This is a genomic window from Streptococcus sanguinis SK49 (assembly GCF_000212815.1).
In the GTDB taxonomy this organism is placed as follows: domain Bacteria; phylum Bacillota; class Bacilli; order Lactobacillales; family Streptococcaceae; genus Streptococcus; species Streptococcus sanguinis_C.
Map to the genome: position 1 here is coordinate 1,194,866 of NZ_GL890985.1, position 15,895 is coordinate 1,210,760.

At 37.1% G+C, this 15,895-nt stretch carries 15 protein-coding genes and 1 tRNA gene; 14 read left to right on the plus strand and 2 right to left on the minus strand.

The features are described 5' to 3' along the window. Positions 1–524: 524 nt before the first annotated feature. From HMPREF9380_RS05135 to HMPREF9380_RS12025, 3 genes are all read left to right on the plus strand, one after another. Positions 525–2,453, plus strand: coding sequence for a CAP domain-containing protein (locus HMPREF9380_RS05135; protein WP_002933564.1), 1,929 nt, complete (start codon positions 525–527; stop codon positions 2,451–2,453). A 335-nt stretch (positions 2,454–2,788) separates the two neighbouring features. Further along, positions 2,789–3,490, plus strand: coding sequence for a hypothetical protein (locus tag HMPREF9380_RS12020; RefSeq protein ID WP_002933574.1), 702 nt, complete (start codon positions 2,789–2,791; stop codon positions 3,488–3,490). Between the two features lie 45 nt (positions 3,491–3,535). Further along, positions 3,536–4,144, plus strand: a complete 609-nt coding sequence (locus HMPREF9380_RS12025; RefSeq protein ID WP_002933575.1) for a CAP domain-containing protein — start codon at positions 3,536–3,538, stop codon at positions 4,142–4,144. A gap of 136 nt (positions 4,145–4,280) precedes the next feature. Here the strand turns inward: HMPREF9380_RS12025 and HMPREF9380_RS05130 are convergent, their stop codons facing one another. Together HMPREF9380_RS05130 and HMPREF9380_RS05125 are read right to left on the minus strand one after the other, a co-directional pair. After that, positions 4,281–4,523 (minus strand): type B 50S ribosomal protein L31, encoded by a 243-nt coding sequence (locus HMPREF9380_RS05130; protein WP_002895374.1) that lies wholly within the window; start codon positions 4,521–4,523, stop codon positions 4,281–4,283. 107 nt (positions 4,524–4,630) lie between these two features. Then, positions 4,631–5,566, minus strand: coding sequence for a DHH family phosphoesterase (locus HMPREF9380_RS05125; protein WP_002933576.1), 936 nt, complete (start codon positions 5,564–5,566; stop codon positions 4,631–4,633). A gap of 105 nt (positions 5,567–5,671) precedes the next feature. Between HMPREF9380_RS05125 and HMPREF9380_RS05120 the strand changes: the two genes are divergently transcribed. The 11 genes from HMPREF9380_RS05120 (at position 5,672) to csn2 (ending at position 15,826) form a co-directional block, all read left to right on the plus strand. Continuing rightward, positions 5,672–6,112, plus strand: a complete 441-nt coding sequence (locus HMPREF9380_RS05120) for a flavodoxin (protein WP_002933577.1) — start codon at positions 5,672–5,674, stop codon at positions 6,110–6,112. A 124-nt stretch (positions 6,113–6,236) separates the two neighbouring features. Beyond that, positions 6,237–7,619, plus strand: a complete 1,383-nt coding sequence (gene sufB / locus HMPREF9380_RS05115) for a Fe-S cluster assembly protein SufB (RefSeq protein ID WP_002902982.1) — start codon at positions 6,237–6,239, stop codon at positions 7,617–7,619. A 276-nt stretch (positions 7,620–7,895) separates the two neighbouring features. Further along, positions 7,896–8,159 carry a chorismate mutase gene (locus tag HMPREF9380_RS05110; RefSeq protein WP_002933578.1) on the plus strand — a complete coding sequence of 88 codons (264 nt, stop codon included), beginning with the start codon at positions 7,896–7,898 and terminating at the stop codon, positions 8,157–8,159. Next, complete coding sequence (crcB, locus tag HMPREF9380_RS05105; RefSeq protein WP_002933579.1) at positions 8,159–8,533, plus strand: fluoride efflux transporter CrcB; 375 nt, start codon at positions 8,159–8,161, stop codon at positions 8,531–8,533. Before HMPREF9380_RS05110 ends, crcB (HMPREF9380_RS05105) begins: the two co-directional genes overlap by 1 nt. After that, positions 8,530–8,856 (plus strand): fluoride efflux transporter CrcB, encoded by a 327-nt coding sequence (crcB, locus tag HMPREF9380_RS05100; protein ID WP_002933586.1) that lies wholly within the window; start codon positions 8,530–8,532, stop codon positions 8,854–8,856. The genes crcB (HMPREF9380_RS05105) and crcB (HMPREF9380_RS05100) overlap by 4 nt, the downstream gene beginning before the upstream one ends. Before the next feature lie 119 nt (positions 8,857–8,975). Further along, a complete protein-coding gene (gene rplS, locus HMPREF9380_RS05095) occupies positions 8,976–9,323 on the plus strand; it encodes a 50S ribosomal protein L19 (protein WP_002900259.1) in 348 nt (115 codons plus the stop codon). A gap of 40 nt (positions 9,324–9,363) precedes the next feature. Continuing rightward, positions 9,364–9,435 (plus strand) — tRNA-Arg (locus tag HMPREF9380_RS05090). Positions 9,436–9,701: 266 nt separating this feature from the next. Continuing rightward, entirely contained in the window at positions 9,702–13,967 is a 4,266-nt protein-coding gene (gene cas9 / locus HMPREF9380_RS05085; RefSeq protein ID WP_002933589.1) for a type II CRISPR RNA-guided endonuclease Cas9, read from the plus strand. After that, the gene (gene cas1, locus HMPREF9380_RS05080; RefSeq protein ID WP_002933592.1) at positions 13,967–14,833 is read left to right on the plus strand and encodes a type II CRISPR-associated endonuclease Cas1; all 867 of its coding nucleotides are present in this window, start codon (positions 13,967–13,969) and stop codon (positions 14,831–14,833) included. Before cas9 ends, cas1 begins: the two co-directional genes overlap by 1 nt. Further along, positions 14,830–15,174 carry a CRISPR-associated endonuclease Cas2 gene (cas2, locus tag HMPREF9380_RS05075; protein WP_002933593.1) on the plus strand — a complete coding sequence of 115 codons (345 nt, stop codon included), beginning with the start codon at positions 14,830–14,832 and terminating at the stop codon, positions 15,172–15,174. The genes cas1 and cas2 overlap by 4 nt, the downstream gene beginning before the upstream one ends. After that, on the plus strand, positions 15,164–15,826 hold the full coding sequence (csn2, locus tag HMPREF9380_RS05070) for a type II-A CRISPR-associated protein Csn2 (RefSeq protein WP_002933600.1): 663 nt from the start codon (positions 15,164–15,166) through the stop codon (positions 15,824–15,826). The genes cas2 and csn2 overlap by 11 nt, the downstream gene beginning before the upstream one ends. Positions 15,827–15,895: the final 69 nt, after the last annotated feature.

The following is a 15,895-nucleotide window of genomic DNA, read 5'->3' on the forward strand; positions in this document are numbered from 1 at the left end:
AGATATATCTTTAAGTATTGATTTATTTTTTTGCTATTATAAGATACTTCAAAAAATCAGTAATATAAGGGTTTTAGTTTTGTTATTCAAATATGATAAATAAAAAGCAAAAAAATATTTTACACAGTGTAAACTGAATTTAAATATCATTAAATAAAATAACATTCGGATTTAATGCTTTTATAAATAATAAATTCTGGTGTTATAAAAAAAAAGAACAAAAATCCGAACCTTTTAAAAATGACCATCATAAAATTTTACACAATGTCAATCAAAACTGTTGATTTAGAAAAAATCTTGTGCTATAATTTCAAATCGAGGGTGAGATATGCATAAAAAAGTATTTTTTGAGCATATAATCTATTTAATATCTAAACTAAAAAAGGGAGAAGAGATTAGAAGATTATTATGCTGGCTCAAATAAATTATTTTTTTATGAAGTTGTGCACAAAAAAATAATTTACCCCCCTAATAAAAAAGTTTTTTTTGAAGCGACACTCTGTTGCTTTTGGAGGTTTAATTCAATGGATAAAAAATTCAGATTTGTAACTAGATCTGTTTTGGCTGCTGCGGTTATTATTCCAGTTTTGGCTGCGAATAACGCACAAGCGGCTGAATACGGCTACAATAACCGTTACCAACCAGGATATAATTACTGGAATACAAATACACGTACTACTCGTACTTCTCGCAACACAAACAGAACGCGTAATAACTATAGCTACAATAACTATGGTTATAACTACAACAATTATGGCTATGGCTACAACAACTATAACTATGGTTATAACAACTATTACTATGGCTATAACAATTATAACTATGGCTATAACAACTATAACTACGGTTATAACAACTATTACCCAGGTTATAACAACTGGAATTATAACTACAACAATCTTGAAAATGATGACAATTATATTTACTGGAATGGTAACCATTACTATCGCATGAGTGACGGAACTTACCGTATCTACCGTGATGGTGCGTGGAAACCTTTGACAAACAACAGTAACAATAATTCATCAACTAACAATTTGGAGAATGATCCACATTATCGCTATGAAAATGGCTACCATTACTATGTTTTAGAGAATGGTGACTATTACTATTATCAAAATGGTAAGTGGGTGCTTGTTAAAGATTCTGCTGATACAACAACTCCAGCACAGCCAGAACAACCAACAACTCCAACAGAGCCAGCTCAACCAGAAGTTCCTGCTCCAACTCCAGCTGAACCAGCTCAACCGACTCCAGCTCCTAGCGATAGACCTGCAGAGCCAACAACACCAGCTGAACCAAAACCAGAACAACCAACAACTCCAAGTGTTGATTTGCCAGATAATCCACCAATTAATGGTGCTGATAGCGAGTTTGATCCATTCAAACCATCTACAGAAACGCCAGCTGAACCAAAACCTGAAACACCAGCAACACCAGCTGTTCCAACAACACCAGGTTTGGTAACAACTGATGAACCAAGTGAAAACCAAATCCCTGATTATGTTGAAAAACCAGCAGAAGGACTTGAGCACTTGGCATGGGCACCAAATGGACAAACACCAAAATTGGTTTACCCACCAGGAAAACCAGGTGATAAAGCCCTTAAAAATGATAAAAACTACTACTTCGATGGTAGCACACATTATTACTATGTACCATCTAACTCAGAGCGTACAGGTTATTCACCATATTGGAAGTGGATTGGTGGAAAATGGAAACTTCAAGGTATGACTGATCCAAACGATCCAGCACTTGATCCAAAACTTCACGAAAATACTGCTGACGATGAGTACATGTACAGTGATCAAAACTCTAGCGTGAAATTGTACTCAACTAATCTAGTTGCTACTGCTAAAGCAGGTCAGCCGCTTCCGTTTAAGAACGTTGAAGAGTTCAAAAACTACGTTATCGAAAAGATGAAACCTAAGTTCCTTGATAACTCAGGTTGGGATGCTAAAGTTGAGTGGGAAATCGAAGATCCAGAAATCTTTGAGAAAACCAAAGAAAACCCATACGCTAAGGATTATGTCTTGATTGCGAACCTTAAGAGTGGCGTTGAAGACAAGAAATACAGTGATGTAGAGTTTGGTTATGTTAAGTTTGTTTACCGTGTTGAAGCAACAAACGATACAAACTATGACTATGTTTCAAAAGCTAAAGAAGCTTTCGCTAAAATCAATGAAGAACGTAAAGCTCAAGGTTTGAAAGAGTTGACTTGGTCAGAAGATATTTATCAAAATCAAGCACTTCCAAAAGTAAATGAAATCTCACGTCAATACGATAGCTCAGGCTTTGTTGGACGTCGTGATGAAGATGCCTCTGTTGTCGTTAAAAAATGGGCTAACAGCGGTCTGAGAGAATTGCTTCTTGATCCTAACGTAACTGAAGGTGCAGTAGCTACAGTTGTAGACGGAAACGGTGTTTACTACTGGGCATACAGCTATAAATAATATTTAATTTAAATTCCTAATAATATTGACTTAATTAACGGAAAAACACCCTTAGGAGCGGCCTAACTCCCTAGGGTGTTTTTTTATACAAAATAGTAGAAGTGTTTAATTGTAGGATAATATTTTTGTTATTATTTGACGGAGAAAAACTAGAGTATTAAAATATTATAATAAGAAGAGGTGGATTTTCGGTGATTTTTTGTGATAAAAGGAGTGAAAATCATGAACATAAAAAGAAATCACTTATTAAAAGCTTTAATCATTTATGGAGCTCTTGCTTTCTCTTTCTTTTTATTGTCAGAAGTAATGCTGAAACAAATTATGGTAGAGATTACATGATTCAACCGGGCTATCGTTATTATAACAGACGCGGCTATGATTATGGTTATAGCTACGGCAACGGCCGTTATCTGGGATATTACAATCCTTGGTATCGTTCTGATATTTTTTATTGGAACGGCTCTTATTATTATAAGAACAAAGACGGTGACTACTATATCTATAGAAATGGAAAGTGGGAACTCTACTATCAAGATGGCTTTAACAAGCTAAAAAATGATCCTCATTACCGTTATGAAAATGGCTATCACTATTATGTATTGGATGATGGCTCTTATTATTATTACCAAAACGGTCAGTGGGTTTATGTGAAGAAGGCAGAGGAACCATCTCCAACACCGACTCCAGATCCAGAACCAAGTCCAGATCCACAACCAAGTCCAGATCCACAACCAGAACCTAAGCCTGAGCCAGATAAGCCAGAAACACCTGACTGGGCTCCGAAACCGAATATCGACTATAGCAAACTACCAAAACCTCTCTACAGACCTGATGATCCTCGGATGAAGAGTGATCATCGCTTTGTAGATGATAACGGCACCTATTATTACCGAGTCCATCTAGGAGACGAAAACCCTGATGGTATTGATGGATATTACAAGTGGATGGGCGACCGCTGGAAACTCTTTAACGGAACAGATTTAGACGATCCGGCTCTTGATCCAAATAATCATTCCAATCCAAAAGACGATGAATAAAATTATGATGATAATGCATCTAGTGTTAAACTTTATTCTGAAAATGTGGTAGGAACTGGTAAAGCAGGAGAAGCGCTACCGTTTAAGAATAAAGAAGAATTCATTGATTATGTTCAGAAACAGTTGTCACCAAAAATGCTGGATAATGCAGGTTACGAATGTAAAGTAACTTATGAAATCGAAGAAGAAGATGTCTTCAAACAGGCAGTGGAACATGCTTGGGCTAGAGATTATGTTCTGACTGCTAATCTAACCAGCAGCGTTAAGGGTTATGAAAAAACGGAATTCGGTTCCATCAAATTTATCTATCGAGTTGAGAAAACAGAAGATTCTAATTTCCCAGATATAGATAAGGCCAAGGCAGCTTTTGCAGCCATTAATGCTGCTCGTAAGGAGCAAAATCTACCTGAATTAATCTGGTCTGATGATATCTACAATAATCAATCTCTCCCAACAGCTAATAAATTAGCTGTTAGCTATGACAGTGATGCTGGCATTACCTTCCGTCGAGAGGATGATGCGTCAGTACTAGCTTCTAAATGGCTTAAAAGTGGCAATCGTGAGCTATTGCTCAGCCCGGATGCTAAAGAGGGCGCTGTAGCTTGTTTACTAGCAGGAGATGGTACCTATTATTGGATATTCAACTATAAATAATTTTTATTTAGTCTAAATTATTCTTTATAATCTATCTCTTCAAAAAAGCTGGGCACCTCTACCCAGTTTTTTCTCTCTATCTTTACATTTTATAAACATACTAGGATACAAAAAAAGCACCGATTGGTGCTTATGATTATTTGAGACCGTATTTTTTGTTGAAACGATCCACACGTCCATCTGCTTGAGTGAACTTTTGACGTCCAGTGTAGAATGGGTGTGAGTCTGATGAAATTTCTACACGGATCAATGGGTAAGTTTCCCCTTCGAATTCAACTGTTTCGTTTGAACGCTTAGTTGAACCACTAAGGAACTGGTAGCCGGTAGAAGTGTCCATGAAGACAACTGGGCGGTATTCTGGATGAATATCTTTTCTCATTTTACAAAAATTTCCTTTCTGCCATGGTCTCTTTGCGAGCCATAGATTAGTTACTTTGATAGTTTATCAAATTCTGATTGATTTGACAAGACTTTTAGACTAATTTCTTACTTTTTTGCCAATTCTTTCATCTCGGTGTAGATTTGCTCTATTTCTTCTTTAGAAAATGCATTGGCTCCGCTGGCTAAGGGGTGTCCACCGCCGTGATGATTTTTAGCAATACCATTGATAGGAATAACCTTGCTGCGCATGCGGACACGATAGTGCCCGTCTGGTTGCTCAACAAAGATAGCCCACAGACCGACTTCTTCGATTCGTCCAGGTGCCCCGACGATGGCTGCTGTATCAGCATCGGTTAGTTGATAGGCTTGTAAAACTTTCTGAGGCAGAATGACCCGCGCAGCTCCATTTTCATCTATTTCCAATTGCTCATATACATAACCCTGCAGTTTAGCTACTTGGCGGCTGATAGAGTCCATTTTGCGGGACAAGGCTGATAAGTCGAAATCGTACTGGCGCAGCTTGGCAGCTACTTCTAATGTGCGGGCGCTAGTGGAAGGATAAAGGAAGCGGCCAGTGTCGCCGATGATACCAGCATAGAGGAGTTCAGCAGCTTCCTTGCTCAAGTCTAAGTTATTTTCAAAGGCAAAGAGAGCAATCATCTCACTGGCACTGCTAGAGCTTGTATCAACTAGAGAAATATCTCCGTAAACCTCATCATCAGGATGATGATCGATTTTGATGAGGAAGTCGCCTGTCGTGTAGCGTTGGTCGTCAATGCGGGCTGTATTAGCAGTGTCACAGACGATGACTAGGGCCTCTTGGTATTCTTCGTCTGCAACTTGGTTCATTTGCGCCAACCACATGAGATTAGGCTCATCGTAGCCTGTCGCTTTGATTGTTTTTTCTGGGAAATGGTACTGAAGCAGCTTTTGTAGTCCGACCTGACTGCCAAGAGCATCAGGATCTGGCCGCATATGGCGGTGGATAATAATAGTATCGTATTCTTTGATCTTACTTAAAATATCATGATAAAGAGTCATAAATAACCTCGTCAACTTTCTTTACCCATTGTAGCATAAGAGTTTTTATTTTTAAAATAAAAAAGATATGATATAATGAGAGCAGATTAGAATTTGGAGGAAGATATGACCTTAGCGAAAATTGTATTTGCCAGCATGACTGGAAACACCGAGGAAATTGCTGATATTGTGGCGGATAAGCTAAGAGACCTGAATGTAGAAGTTGAAGTGGACGAGTGCACCACTGTCGATGCAGAAGATTTCTTGGAAGCAGATATTACGATTGTAGCAACCTACACCTATGGTGACGGTGAGTTACCTGATGAGATGATGGACTTCTACGAAGACTTGTCTAGTTTGGATTTGTCTGGCAAGGTCTATGGGGTGGTCGGTTCAGGCGATACTTTCTATGACGAATTCTGCAAGGCTGTCGATGACTTTGATGCTGCCTTTGCTGCTACAGGAGCGACGAAGGGTGCAGAAAGTGTTAAGGTGGACCTATCTGCGGAAGATGATGATATTGCACGCTTGGAAGCTTTTGCGGAAGGCTTGGTTAATAAAGTTTAAAGTGATAAATAGAGGAAACGGCTGCGGCCGTTTTTATTTTGCGAAAGTGTTATTTTCTGACAATTCTCATGATTAGGGGTATAATATAGGTAAGCGCTATCCATCAGATAAAGGAGGAGTTCCTATGAAAGAACGTGACTACGCTTTTGGTTTTCATGATGATGTCAAGCCGCTCTTTTCGACTGGTAAAGGTTTGACCGAAGAAGTTGTTCGAGAAATCTCAGAAATCAAGAATGAGCCCCAGTGGATGTTGGACTATCGTCTGCGCTCCTTGGAACTCTTTCATAAGCTGCCTATGCCCGACTTTGGCCCAGATTTGTCAGGGATTCGCTTTGATGATGTTATCTATTATCAGAAGCTAAGCGGAGATCGGGCTCGCAGTTGGGATGAGGTTCCAGAAGAGATTAAGAAAACCTTTGACCGCTTGGGAATTCCAGAAGCTGAGAAGCAGTTCCTATCTGGAGCTGTGGCTCAGTATGAATCTGAAGTGGTTTACCACAATATGAAGGAAGAGTTTGCCAAGCTGGGGATTATCTTTACCGATACGGATACGGCTGTTCAGGAATATCCGGACTTGGTCAAGCAGTATTTTGGTACTGTGATTTCAAACGCTGAGCATAAATTTTCTGCGCTTAATAGCGCAGTTTGGTCTGGCGGAACCTTTATCTATGTGCCCAAGAACGTCCAGTGCCAAGTTCCTGTTCAGACCTATTTTAGAATCAATGGTGAAAATGCCGGCCAGTTTGAGCGCTCTTTGATGATTATCGAGGAGGGCGGTTCTATCCAGTACATCGAGGGCTGTACAGCACCGACTTACACAAGCAATAGTCTTCATGCGGCAAATGTCGAAATCATTGTCAAAAAGGATGCCTTTTTCCGATATACGACCATTCAAAATTGGTCAGACAATGTCTATAATCTCGTAACGGAGCGGGGGATTGTTGATGAAGGCGGCACCTTAGAGTGGATTGATGGGAACTTAGGCAGCAAGGTCAATATGAAATATCCCTGCAGTATTCTCAACGGTCGCAACGCAAGGACTTCTGTTCTCTCTATGTCTTTTGCCAACTATGGCCAGCACTTGGACGCGGGCTGCAAGGTCTTTCATAATGCGCCCAAGACTTCCAGTACCTTAATTTCTAAATCAGTGGCCAAGGATGGTGGTAAGACAGACTATCGTGGTCAGGTTCGCTTTGGCAAGAATAGTGCAGGCTCCAAATCTCATATCGAGTGTGATACCATTCTGATGGATGGTGAATCCAGTTCTGACACCATTCCTTTTAATGAAATCCATAATTCCAATGTCGCGTTAGAGCATGAAGCCAAGGTTTCCAAAGTGTCTGAGGATCAGCTCTACTATCTGATGAGCCGCGGCATCAGTGAAGAAGAAGCCACAGCTATGATTATCAATGGATTTATGGAACCCATTACTAAGGAACTACCAATGGAATACGCCGTCGAACTAAACCAACTCATTAATATGAGTATGGAAGGCTCAGTTGGTTAAAAAGGTTCGGGGAACCTTTTTAATCTGTAGTTAGGGGCTCGCTTCTGCGAGTTCCCTTTAATCTGAGGTCCGGAGGACTGTTTTAGGTTGCGGATAAAAACTCGCTTTTGCGAGTTCTCTTTAATCTAAGGTCCACTGGACCTTTTTAATATGTAGATAGAGACTCGCCCTTGCGAGTTCCCTCTAATCATGGTCCATTGGACCTTTTTATTTAGAATTTAACTAGAAAATTTTACTATTTTTTGATATGATAGATAGAATATAAGGAGGAATGAGATGACGTTAGAAGAAATCAGACAGGAAATTGATCAAGTGGATGATGCAATCGTTGCCCTGCTGGAGCAACGCATGAATCTGGTTGGCCAAGTCGTGGCTTTAAAAAAATTAACAGGCACAGCTGTCTTGGATAGTAAAAGAGAAGATGTGATTTTTGCCAGAGTGGCGGATAAGGTTGAAAACAAAGACTACAAGGAAACTGTTATTGCGACCTTTTCTGACATTTTAAAACGTTCGCGTGAATTTCAGAATAAAAATATCTAATGAAAGAAGTACAGAACTCTATAGCTGTGGCTTTATCTGCGATGGCAGGCGGCTGGCTGCGTTATCAGATAGCTCTTTTATTAGTTGTTGCTGATTCATTTCCGCTGAGTACCTTGCTGGTCAATTATTTGGGAACTTTTTTGCTGGTCTATATTATCAAGGGCTATCTTAGCAGTAAAGTTAAGTCCCAGCGTCTAATTCTAGCGCTTTCGACCGGTTTTTGCGGAGGTTTGACGACTTTTTCTGGTCTTCTGCTAGACAGTATCAAACTAGCAGATTCAGGGCGCTATATGGAGCTTCTTGTCTATCTAGTTTTAAGTGTAGGTGGTGGCCTTGCAATCGCCCTATGGGCTGGAAAGCAGGTGAAGGCATGATGTGGGCGATGTTAATCTGCTGCGGCGCTGGTGCTCTTGTGCGTTATGTTTTCTCCAAGGTCAATAGCAGAGCATCTCTGCCGATTGGGACTTTATTGGCAAACTTGCTAGGTGCTTTTCTCATTGGATATTTTTATAATCATATAGAAGACAAGCAGCTTTATGTGATTTTGACAACAGGCTTCTGTGGTGGACTGACGACCTTTTCCACCTTGAATGCTGAGCTGGCCGGTCTCTTTTCGGATCGAAAGAAATTTGCTCTCTATTTGGCTTTGACTTATATTCTCGGATTTTTAGCGATTCTTTTGGGAATTTTCATTTAAACATCTTTACATTTTTAGAAATTTTGATATAATATAGTTTGTGCCTAATGGAAGCACGAAAAACGGCTAATCCGCTGCGGTCTTGAACCTTAAGATTAGTAAGATAGGAGTAGAAAAAAATGAATCCATTAATCCAAAGCTTGACTGAAGGTCAACTTCGTACTGACATCCCTGCATTCCGTCCTGGTGACACTGTCCGCGTTCACGCGAAAGTTGTCGAAGGAAGTCGCGAACGTATCCAGATCTTTGAAGGTGTGGTTATTGCTCGTAAAGGTGCTGGTATCTCAGAAACTTACACCGTTCGTAAAATCTCTAACGGTATCGGTGTTGAACGTACTTTCCCAATCCACACTCCACGTGTTGACAAGATTGAAGTCGTTCGTTACGGTAAAGTCCGTCGTGCTAAATTGTACTACCTTCGTGCATTGCAAGGTAAGGCAGCGCGTATCAAAGAAATTCGCCGTTAATCTTAGAAAGACTCTGTCGTTGGGCAGAGTTTTTCTCTAAGTCCCCTTAGTTCAATGGATATAACAACTCCCTCCTAAGGAGTAGTTGCTGGTTCGATTCCGGCAGGGGACATGTATATGAAAAAAACTACGTCATTTAACGTAGTTTTTTTCTATTTTTAAATGAAAGCGCTCTAAAATAAATTGTTTTTTTAGGAAAATAGGAGTACAATAAGTTAGTGTAATAAATAAAAAAGCACCGAATCGGTGCGCATAACTGATTATGGATAACCATATTTTAACTCAAAAGAAAAATCTTTTGGCTGTGTTGTTTCGAATAGTTCCAACGTAGTTATTATACAAAAAATAAAATCGAAAATCAAGACAAGGAGTAGTTTTATGACGAAATTTAATAAGAATTATTCAATCGGCTTGGATATAGGTGTATCATCTGTTGGCTATGCTGTTGTAACTGAAGATTATCGAGTACCTGCGTTTAAATTTAAAGTTTTAGGTAATACAGAAAAAGAAAAAATAAAGAAAAATTTAATCGGGTCTACAACTTTTGTATCTGCTCAACCAGCTAAAGGAACTCGAGTTTTTCGTGTTAATCGCCGTAGGATTGATAGAAGAAATCATAGAATTACGTATTTACGAGATATTTTTCAAAAAGAGATTGAAAAAGTAGATAAAAATTTTTATCGTAGATTAGACGAAAGTTTCAGGGTGCTTGGTGATAAAAGTGAGGACCTACAGATCAAACAGCCATTTTTTGGTGATAAAGAACTAGAGACTGCCTATCACAAGAAATACCCTACGATTTACCATTTACGAAAACACTTAGCTGATGCAGATAAAAACTCTCCTGTAGCCGATATTCGTGAAGTTTACATGGCCATATCACATATTTTAAAGTATAGGGGACATTTTTTAACGTTAGATAAGATTAATCCTAATAATATCAATATGCAAAACTCTTGGATTGATTTCATTGAATCTTGTCAAGAAGTTTTCGATTTGGAAATCTCTGATGAATCTAAAAACATAGCAGATATATTTAAGTCAAGTGAGAACAGACAAGAAAAAGTTAAAAAAATACTACCCTATTTTCAACAAGAGCTTCTTAAAAAAGACAAAAGTATTTTCAAACAACTATTACAGCTATTATTTGGTTTAAAAACGAAATTTAAAGATTGTTTTGAATTAGAAGAAGAACCAGATCTTAATTTCTCCAAAGAAAACTATGATGAAAATCTAGAAAATTTTCTTGGCTCATTAGAAGAAGATTTTTCCGATGTATTTGCTAAACTAAAAGTTTTACGTGATACTATACTTCTATCTGGTATGCTAACATACACTGGAGCAACTCATGCTCGCTTTTCTGCTACTATGGTCGAGCGATACGAGGAACATCGCAAAGATTTGCAACGCTTCAAATTTTTTATTAAACAAAATCTATCTGAGCAAGATTATTTAGATATTTTTGGCAGAAAAACACAAAATGGTTTTGATGTAGATAAGGAAACAAAGGGATATGTTGGATATATAACCAACAAGATGGTATTAACTAATCCACAGAAACAAAAAACAATACAACAAAATTTTTATGATTATATTAGTGGGAAAATAACAGGTATCGAAGGAGCAGAATATTTTCTTAATAAAATATCAGATGGAACATTTTTAAGAAAACTTCGTACATCTGACAATGGAGCTATTCCTAATCAAATTCATGCTTATGAACTAGAAAAGATTATCGAAAGACAAGGGAAAGATTATCCTTTTCTACTAGAAAACAAGGATAAATTACTATCCATCTTGACATTTAAAATTCCTTATTATGTTGGTCCGTTAGCAAAAGGAAGCAATAGTAGATTCGCTTGGATTAAACGAGCGACTAGCTCAGATATTTTAGATGATAATGATGAAGATACTAGAAATGGCAAAATACGTCCGTGGAACTATCAAAAACTGATAAATATGGATGAAACTAGAGATGCCTTCATAACCAATTTAATAGGAAATGATATTATTCTCTTAAATGAAAAAGTTTTACCAAAACGTAGTTTGATCTATGAAGAAGTCATGCTGCAAAATGAATTAACTAGGGTCAAGTATAAAGATAAATATGGAAAAGCTCACTTTTTTGATTCAGAACTCCGACAAAATATAATCAATGGTTTATTTAAAAATAACAGTAAACGTGTAAATGCTAAAAGTCTTATTAAATACCTATCGGATAATCACAAAGATTTAAATGCCATTGAAATTGTTTCTGGAGTTGAAAAAGGAAAATCTTTTAATTCTACTTTAAAAACATATAACGACCTTAAAACTATTTTTTCAGAAGAATTACTAGATTCTGAAATCTATCAAAAAGAGTTAGAGGAGATTATCAAAGTTATTACTGTTTTTGATGATAAAAAATCTATTAAAAACTACCTTACAAAATTTTTTGGACATCTTGAAATTTTAGATGAAGAGAAAATTAATCAACTCTCAAAATTACGTTATTCAGGTTGGGGACGTTATTCTGCGAAGTTATTATTAGATATTCGTGATGAGGATACGGGTTTTAATCTATTGCAATTCCTTCGAAACGATGAAGAAAATCGTAATTTAACTAAACTCATATCTGATAACACCTTATCTTTTGAACCTAAGATCAAAGACATTCAATCTAAATCAACTATTGAAGATGATATATTTGACGAAATTAAAAAATTGGCTGGTAGTCCAGCTATCAAACGTGGAATTTTAAATAGTATTAAAATTGTTGATGAACTGGTTCAAATTATAGGGTATCCACCCCACAATATCGTCATTGAAATGGCTCGTGAAAATATGACCACAGAAGAAGGGCAAAAAAAGGCAAAAACTCGTAAAACTAAATTAGAATCTGCACTAAAAAATATTGAAAATAGTCTATTAGAAAATGGGAAGGTTCCTCATTCAGACGAACAGCTACAATCTGAGAAATTATATTTATACTATCTTCAAAATGGGAAGGATATGTACACCTTAGATAAAACAGGAAGCCCTGCCCCCTTATACCTAGACCAGCTAGATCAATACGAAGTAGATCATATTATCCCCTATAGTTTTTTACCAATCGATTCAATTGATAATAAAGTATTAACGCATAGGGAAAACAATCAACAAAAGTTGAATAATATACCAGATAAAGAGACGGTTGCTAATATGAAACCTTTCTGGGAGAAATTATATAATGCCAAGCTAATTTCTCAAACGAAATATCAAAGATTAACTACTAGCGAAAGAACTCCTGATGGTGTTCTGACCGAGAGCATGAAAGCTGGCTTTATTGAACGCCAATTAGTCGAGACACGACAAATTATAAAACACGTTGCTCGCATACTAGATAATCGTTTTTCAGACACCAAAATCATTACTTTAAAATCTCAACTAATTACCAATTTTAGAAACACCTTTCATATTGCCAAAATACGTGAACTTAATGATTATCACCATGCTCACGATGCTTATCTAGCAGTTGTTGTAGGACAAACTCTTCTTAAAGTCTATCCCAAATTAGCTCCTGAGTTGATATATGGCCACCATGCTCACTTTAATCGGCACGAGGAGAATAAAGCAACGTTAAGAAAGCATCTCTATTCTAACATCATGAGATTCTTTAATAATCCAGATTCCAAAGTTAGTAAAGATATTTGGGATTGTAATAGGGATTTACCGATTATAAAAGATGTCATCTACAACTCTCAAATCAACTTTGTCAAACGAACAATGATTAAAAAAGGAGCATTTTATAATCAAAATCCTGTTGGAAAGTTTAATAAACAACTTGCTGCAAATAATCGCTATCCACTAAAAACAAAAGCTTTATGTTTAGATACCTCTATATATGGAGGTTATGGACCAATGAATTCTGCCTTATCTATTATCATAATCGCAGAACGGTTTAATGAAAAGAAAGGAAAAATAGAAACTGTAAAAGAATTCCATGACATTTTTATCATAGATTATGAAAAATTTAATAATAATCCATTTCAATTCTTAAATGACACTTCAGAAAATGGTTTTCTTAAAAAGAATAATATAAATCGTGTTCTAGGCTTCTATAGAATTCCAAAATATTCACTAATGCAGAAAATTGATGGAACAAGGATGCTATTTGAAAGCAAGTCAAACCTTCATAAAGCTACCCAATTTAAATTAACAAAAACTCAAAATGAATTATTTTTCCATATGAAACGACTTTTGACTAAATCGAATTTGATGGATTTAAAATCTAAAAGTGCAATAAAGGAAAGTCAAAATTTCATACTCAAACACAAGGAAGAATTTGATAATATTTCGAACCAGCTATCAGCTTTTTCACAAAAAATGTTGGGTAACACTACATCGTTAAAAAATCTTATAAAAGGATATAATGAGAGAAAGATTAAAGAAATTGATATCAGAGACGAAACCATCAAATATTTTTATGATAATTTTATAAAAATGTTTAGTTTTGTCAAAAGTGGTGCCCCAAAAGATATAAATGATTTCTTTGATAATAAGTGTACAGTCGCAAGAATGCGTCCTAAACCAGACAAAAAATTGCTCAACGCCACCCTCATCCACCAATCCATCACTGGTCTCTACGAGACTCGAATTGACTTAAGCAAACTGGGAGAAGACTAATGGGATGGAGAACCGTTGTAGTCAATACGCACTCTAAACTCTCCTACAAGAACAACCACTTGATTTTTAAAGATGCCTCTCGGACAGAGTTGATTCACCTGTCCGAGGTGGACATCCTGCTTTTGGAGACGACAGATATCGTTCTCTCCACTATGCTGATAAAACGCTTGGTGGATGAAAATATTCTAGTCATCTTTTGTGATGATAAACGCTTGCCAACGGCATACTTAATGCCTTACTATGGTCGACACGATTCCAGTTTGCAACTCTCTCGGCAAATCACATGGAACGAGGAAACTAAAGCACAAGTTTGGACTACCATTATTGCACAAAAAATTCTCAATCAAGCTTTTTATCTGGGGAGTTGTGGTTTTCTGGAAAAGAGCCAGTCCGTCATCGATCTCTATCATGGGTTGGATTTATTTGATCCTAGCAACCGTGAAGGACACGCTGCTCGGATTTATTTCAACGCCTTGTTTGGAAATGATTTTAGCCGTGAACAAGATAATGATGTCAATGCCGCGTTGGACTATGGCTATACCTTGATTTTAAGCATGTTTGCGCGTGAGATTGTTTTGTCGGGTTGCATGACCCAGTTTGGCTTGAAACATGCCAATCAGTTCAATCAATTCAATCTAGCTAGCGATATCATGGAACCTTTTCGTCCGATTATTGATAAAATCGTCTATGAAAATCAAAATAGTTCTTTTGTCAAAATCAAGCGAGAACTTTTCACTATTTTCTCAGACACCTTCCACTATAATGGTAAGGATATGTACCTGTCCAATATCGTCAGTGACTATACTAAGAAAGTCATCCAAGCTCTCAATCAACCCGAGAAAGGAGTTCCTGAGTTTAGGATATGAGTTATCGATATATGCGTATGATTTTAATGTTTGATATGCCAGTTGATACCGTAGAGGAACGTAAGGCCTATCGGAAATTTCGGAAGTTCCTCATAGATGAAGGATTCATCATGCACCAATTTTCTATCTATAGTAAGCTCTTACTCAACAACTCTGCTAATAATGCCATGATTGAGCGACTCAAAATTCATAACCCTAAAAAAGGAAACATTACTCTCTTAACCGTTACAGAAAAGCAGTTTTCTCGCATGATTTACTTAAATGGCGAGCGAAATACCAGCGTAGCAAACTCCGACGCTCGCTTGGTCTTTCTGGGAGAGGAGCCTAGAGATGAAGATTAATTTCCCGCTATTGGATGAACCATTAGCTATTGAAAATGCAACTTTTTTAGTGTTGGAAGACCAGCTTACTTTTTCAACTATCGTCAAGCAGTTCTACCAATATACTGATGATGGGAAGTTGAAGTTGTTTGATAGAAATTTAAAAGCTCTGAAAGAGTCTGAATTACTAGTGATAACGGATGTCTTAGGATACAATCTCAACTCACCTGCAATGCTTAAATTAATACATGCTGATTTAGAAAATCAACTCAATGACAAACCAGAAGTCAAGTCCATGATTGAAAAGCTGGTTGCTACGATTACAGAATTGCTGGCATTTGAGTGTTTGGAAAACGAGTTAGACCTAGAGTATGATGAAATCACCATTCTAGAGTTAATCGATGCACTTGGTGTCAAAGTCGAAACTCTAAGTGATACACTTTTTGAAAAGATGCTAGAAATTGTCCAGGTTTTTAAATATCTTTCTAAAAAGAAACTCCTTGTTTTTATCAATGCGACCGCCTATCTATCAAAGAATGAGTTAGTAAATCTGATAGAGTATATCCAACTAAATCAACTAAGGGTCTTATTTGTCGAACCTCGAAAAGTCTATGATTTTCCGCAGTATGTGCTTGATCAAGACTATTTCTTGAACCCTGAAAATATGGTATAATAAGAGTAATAATGGAATTAAACGAACTGAAGTCTAGCTGAGATGAATGGCGTGATTACGAAATTTCGT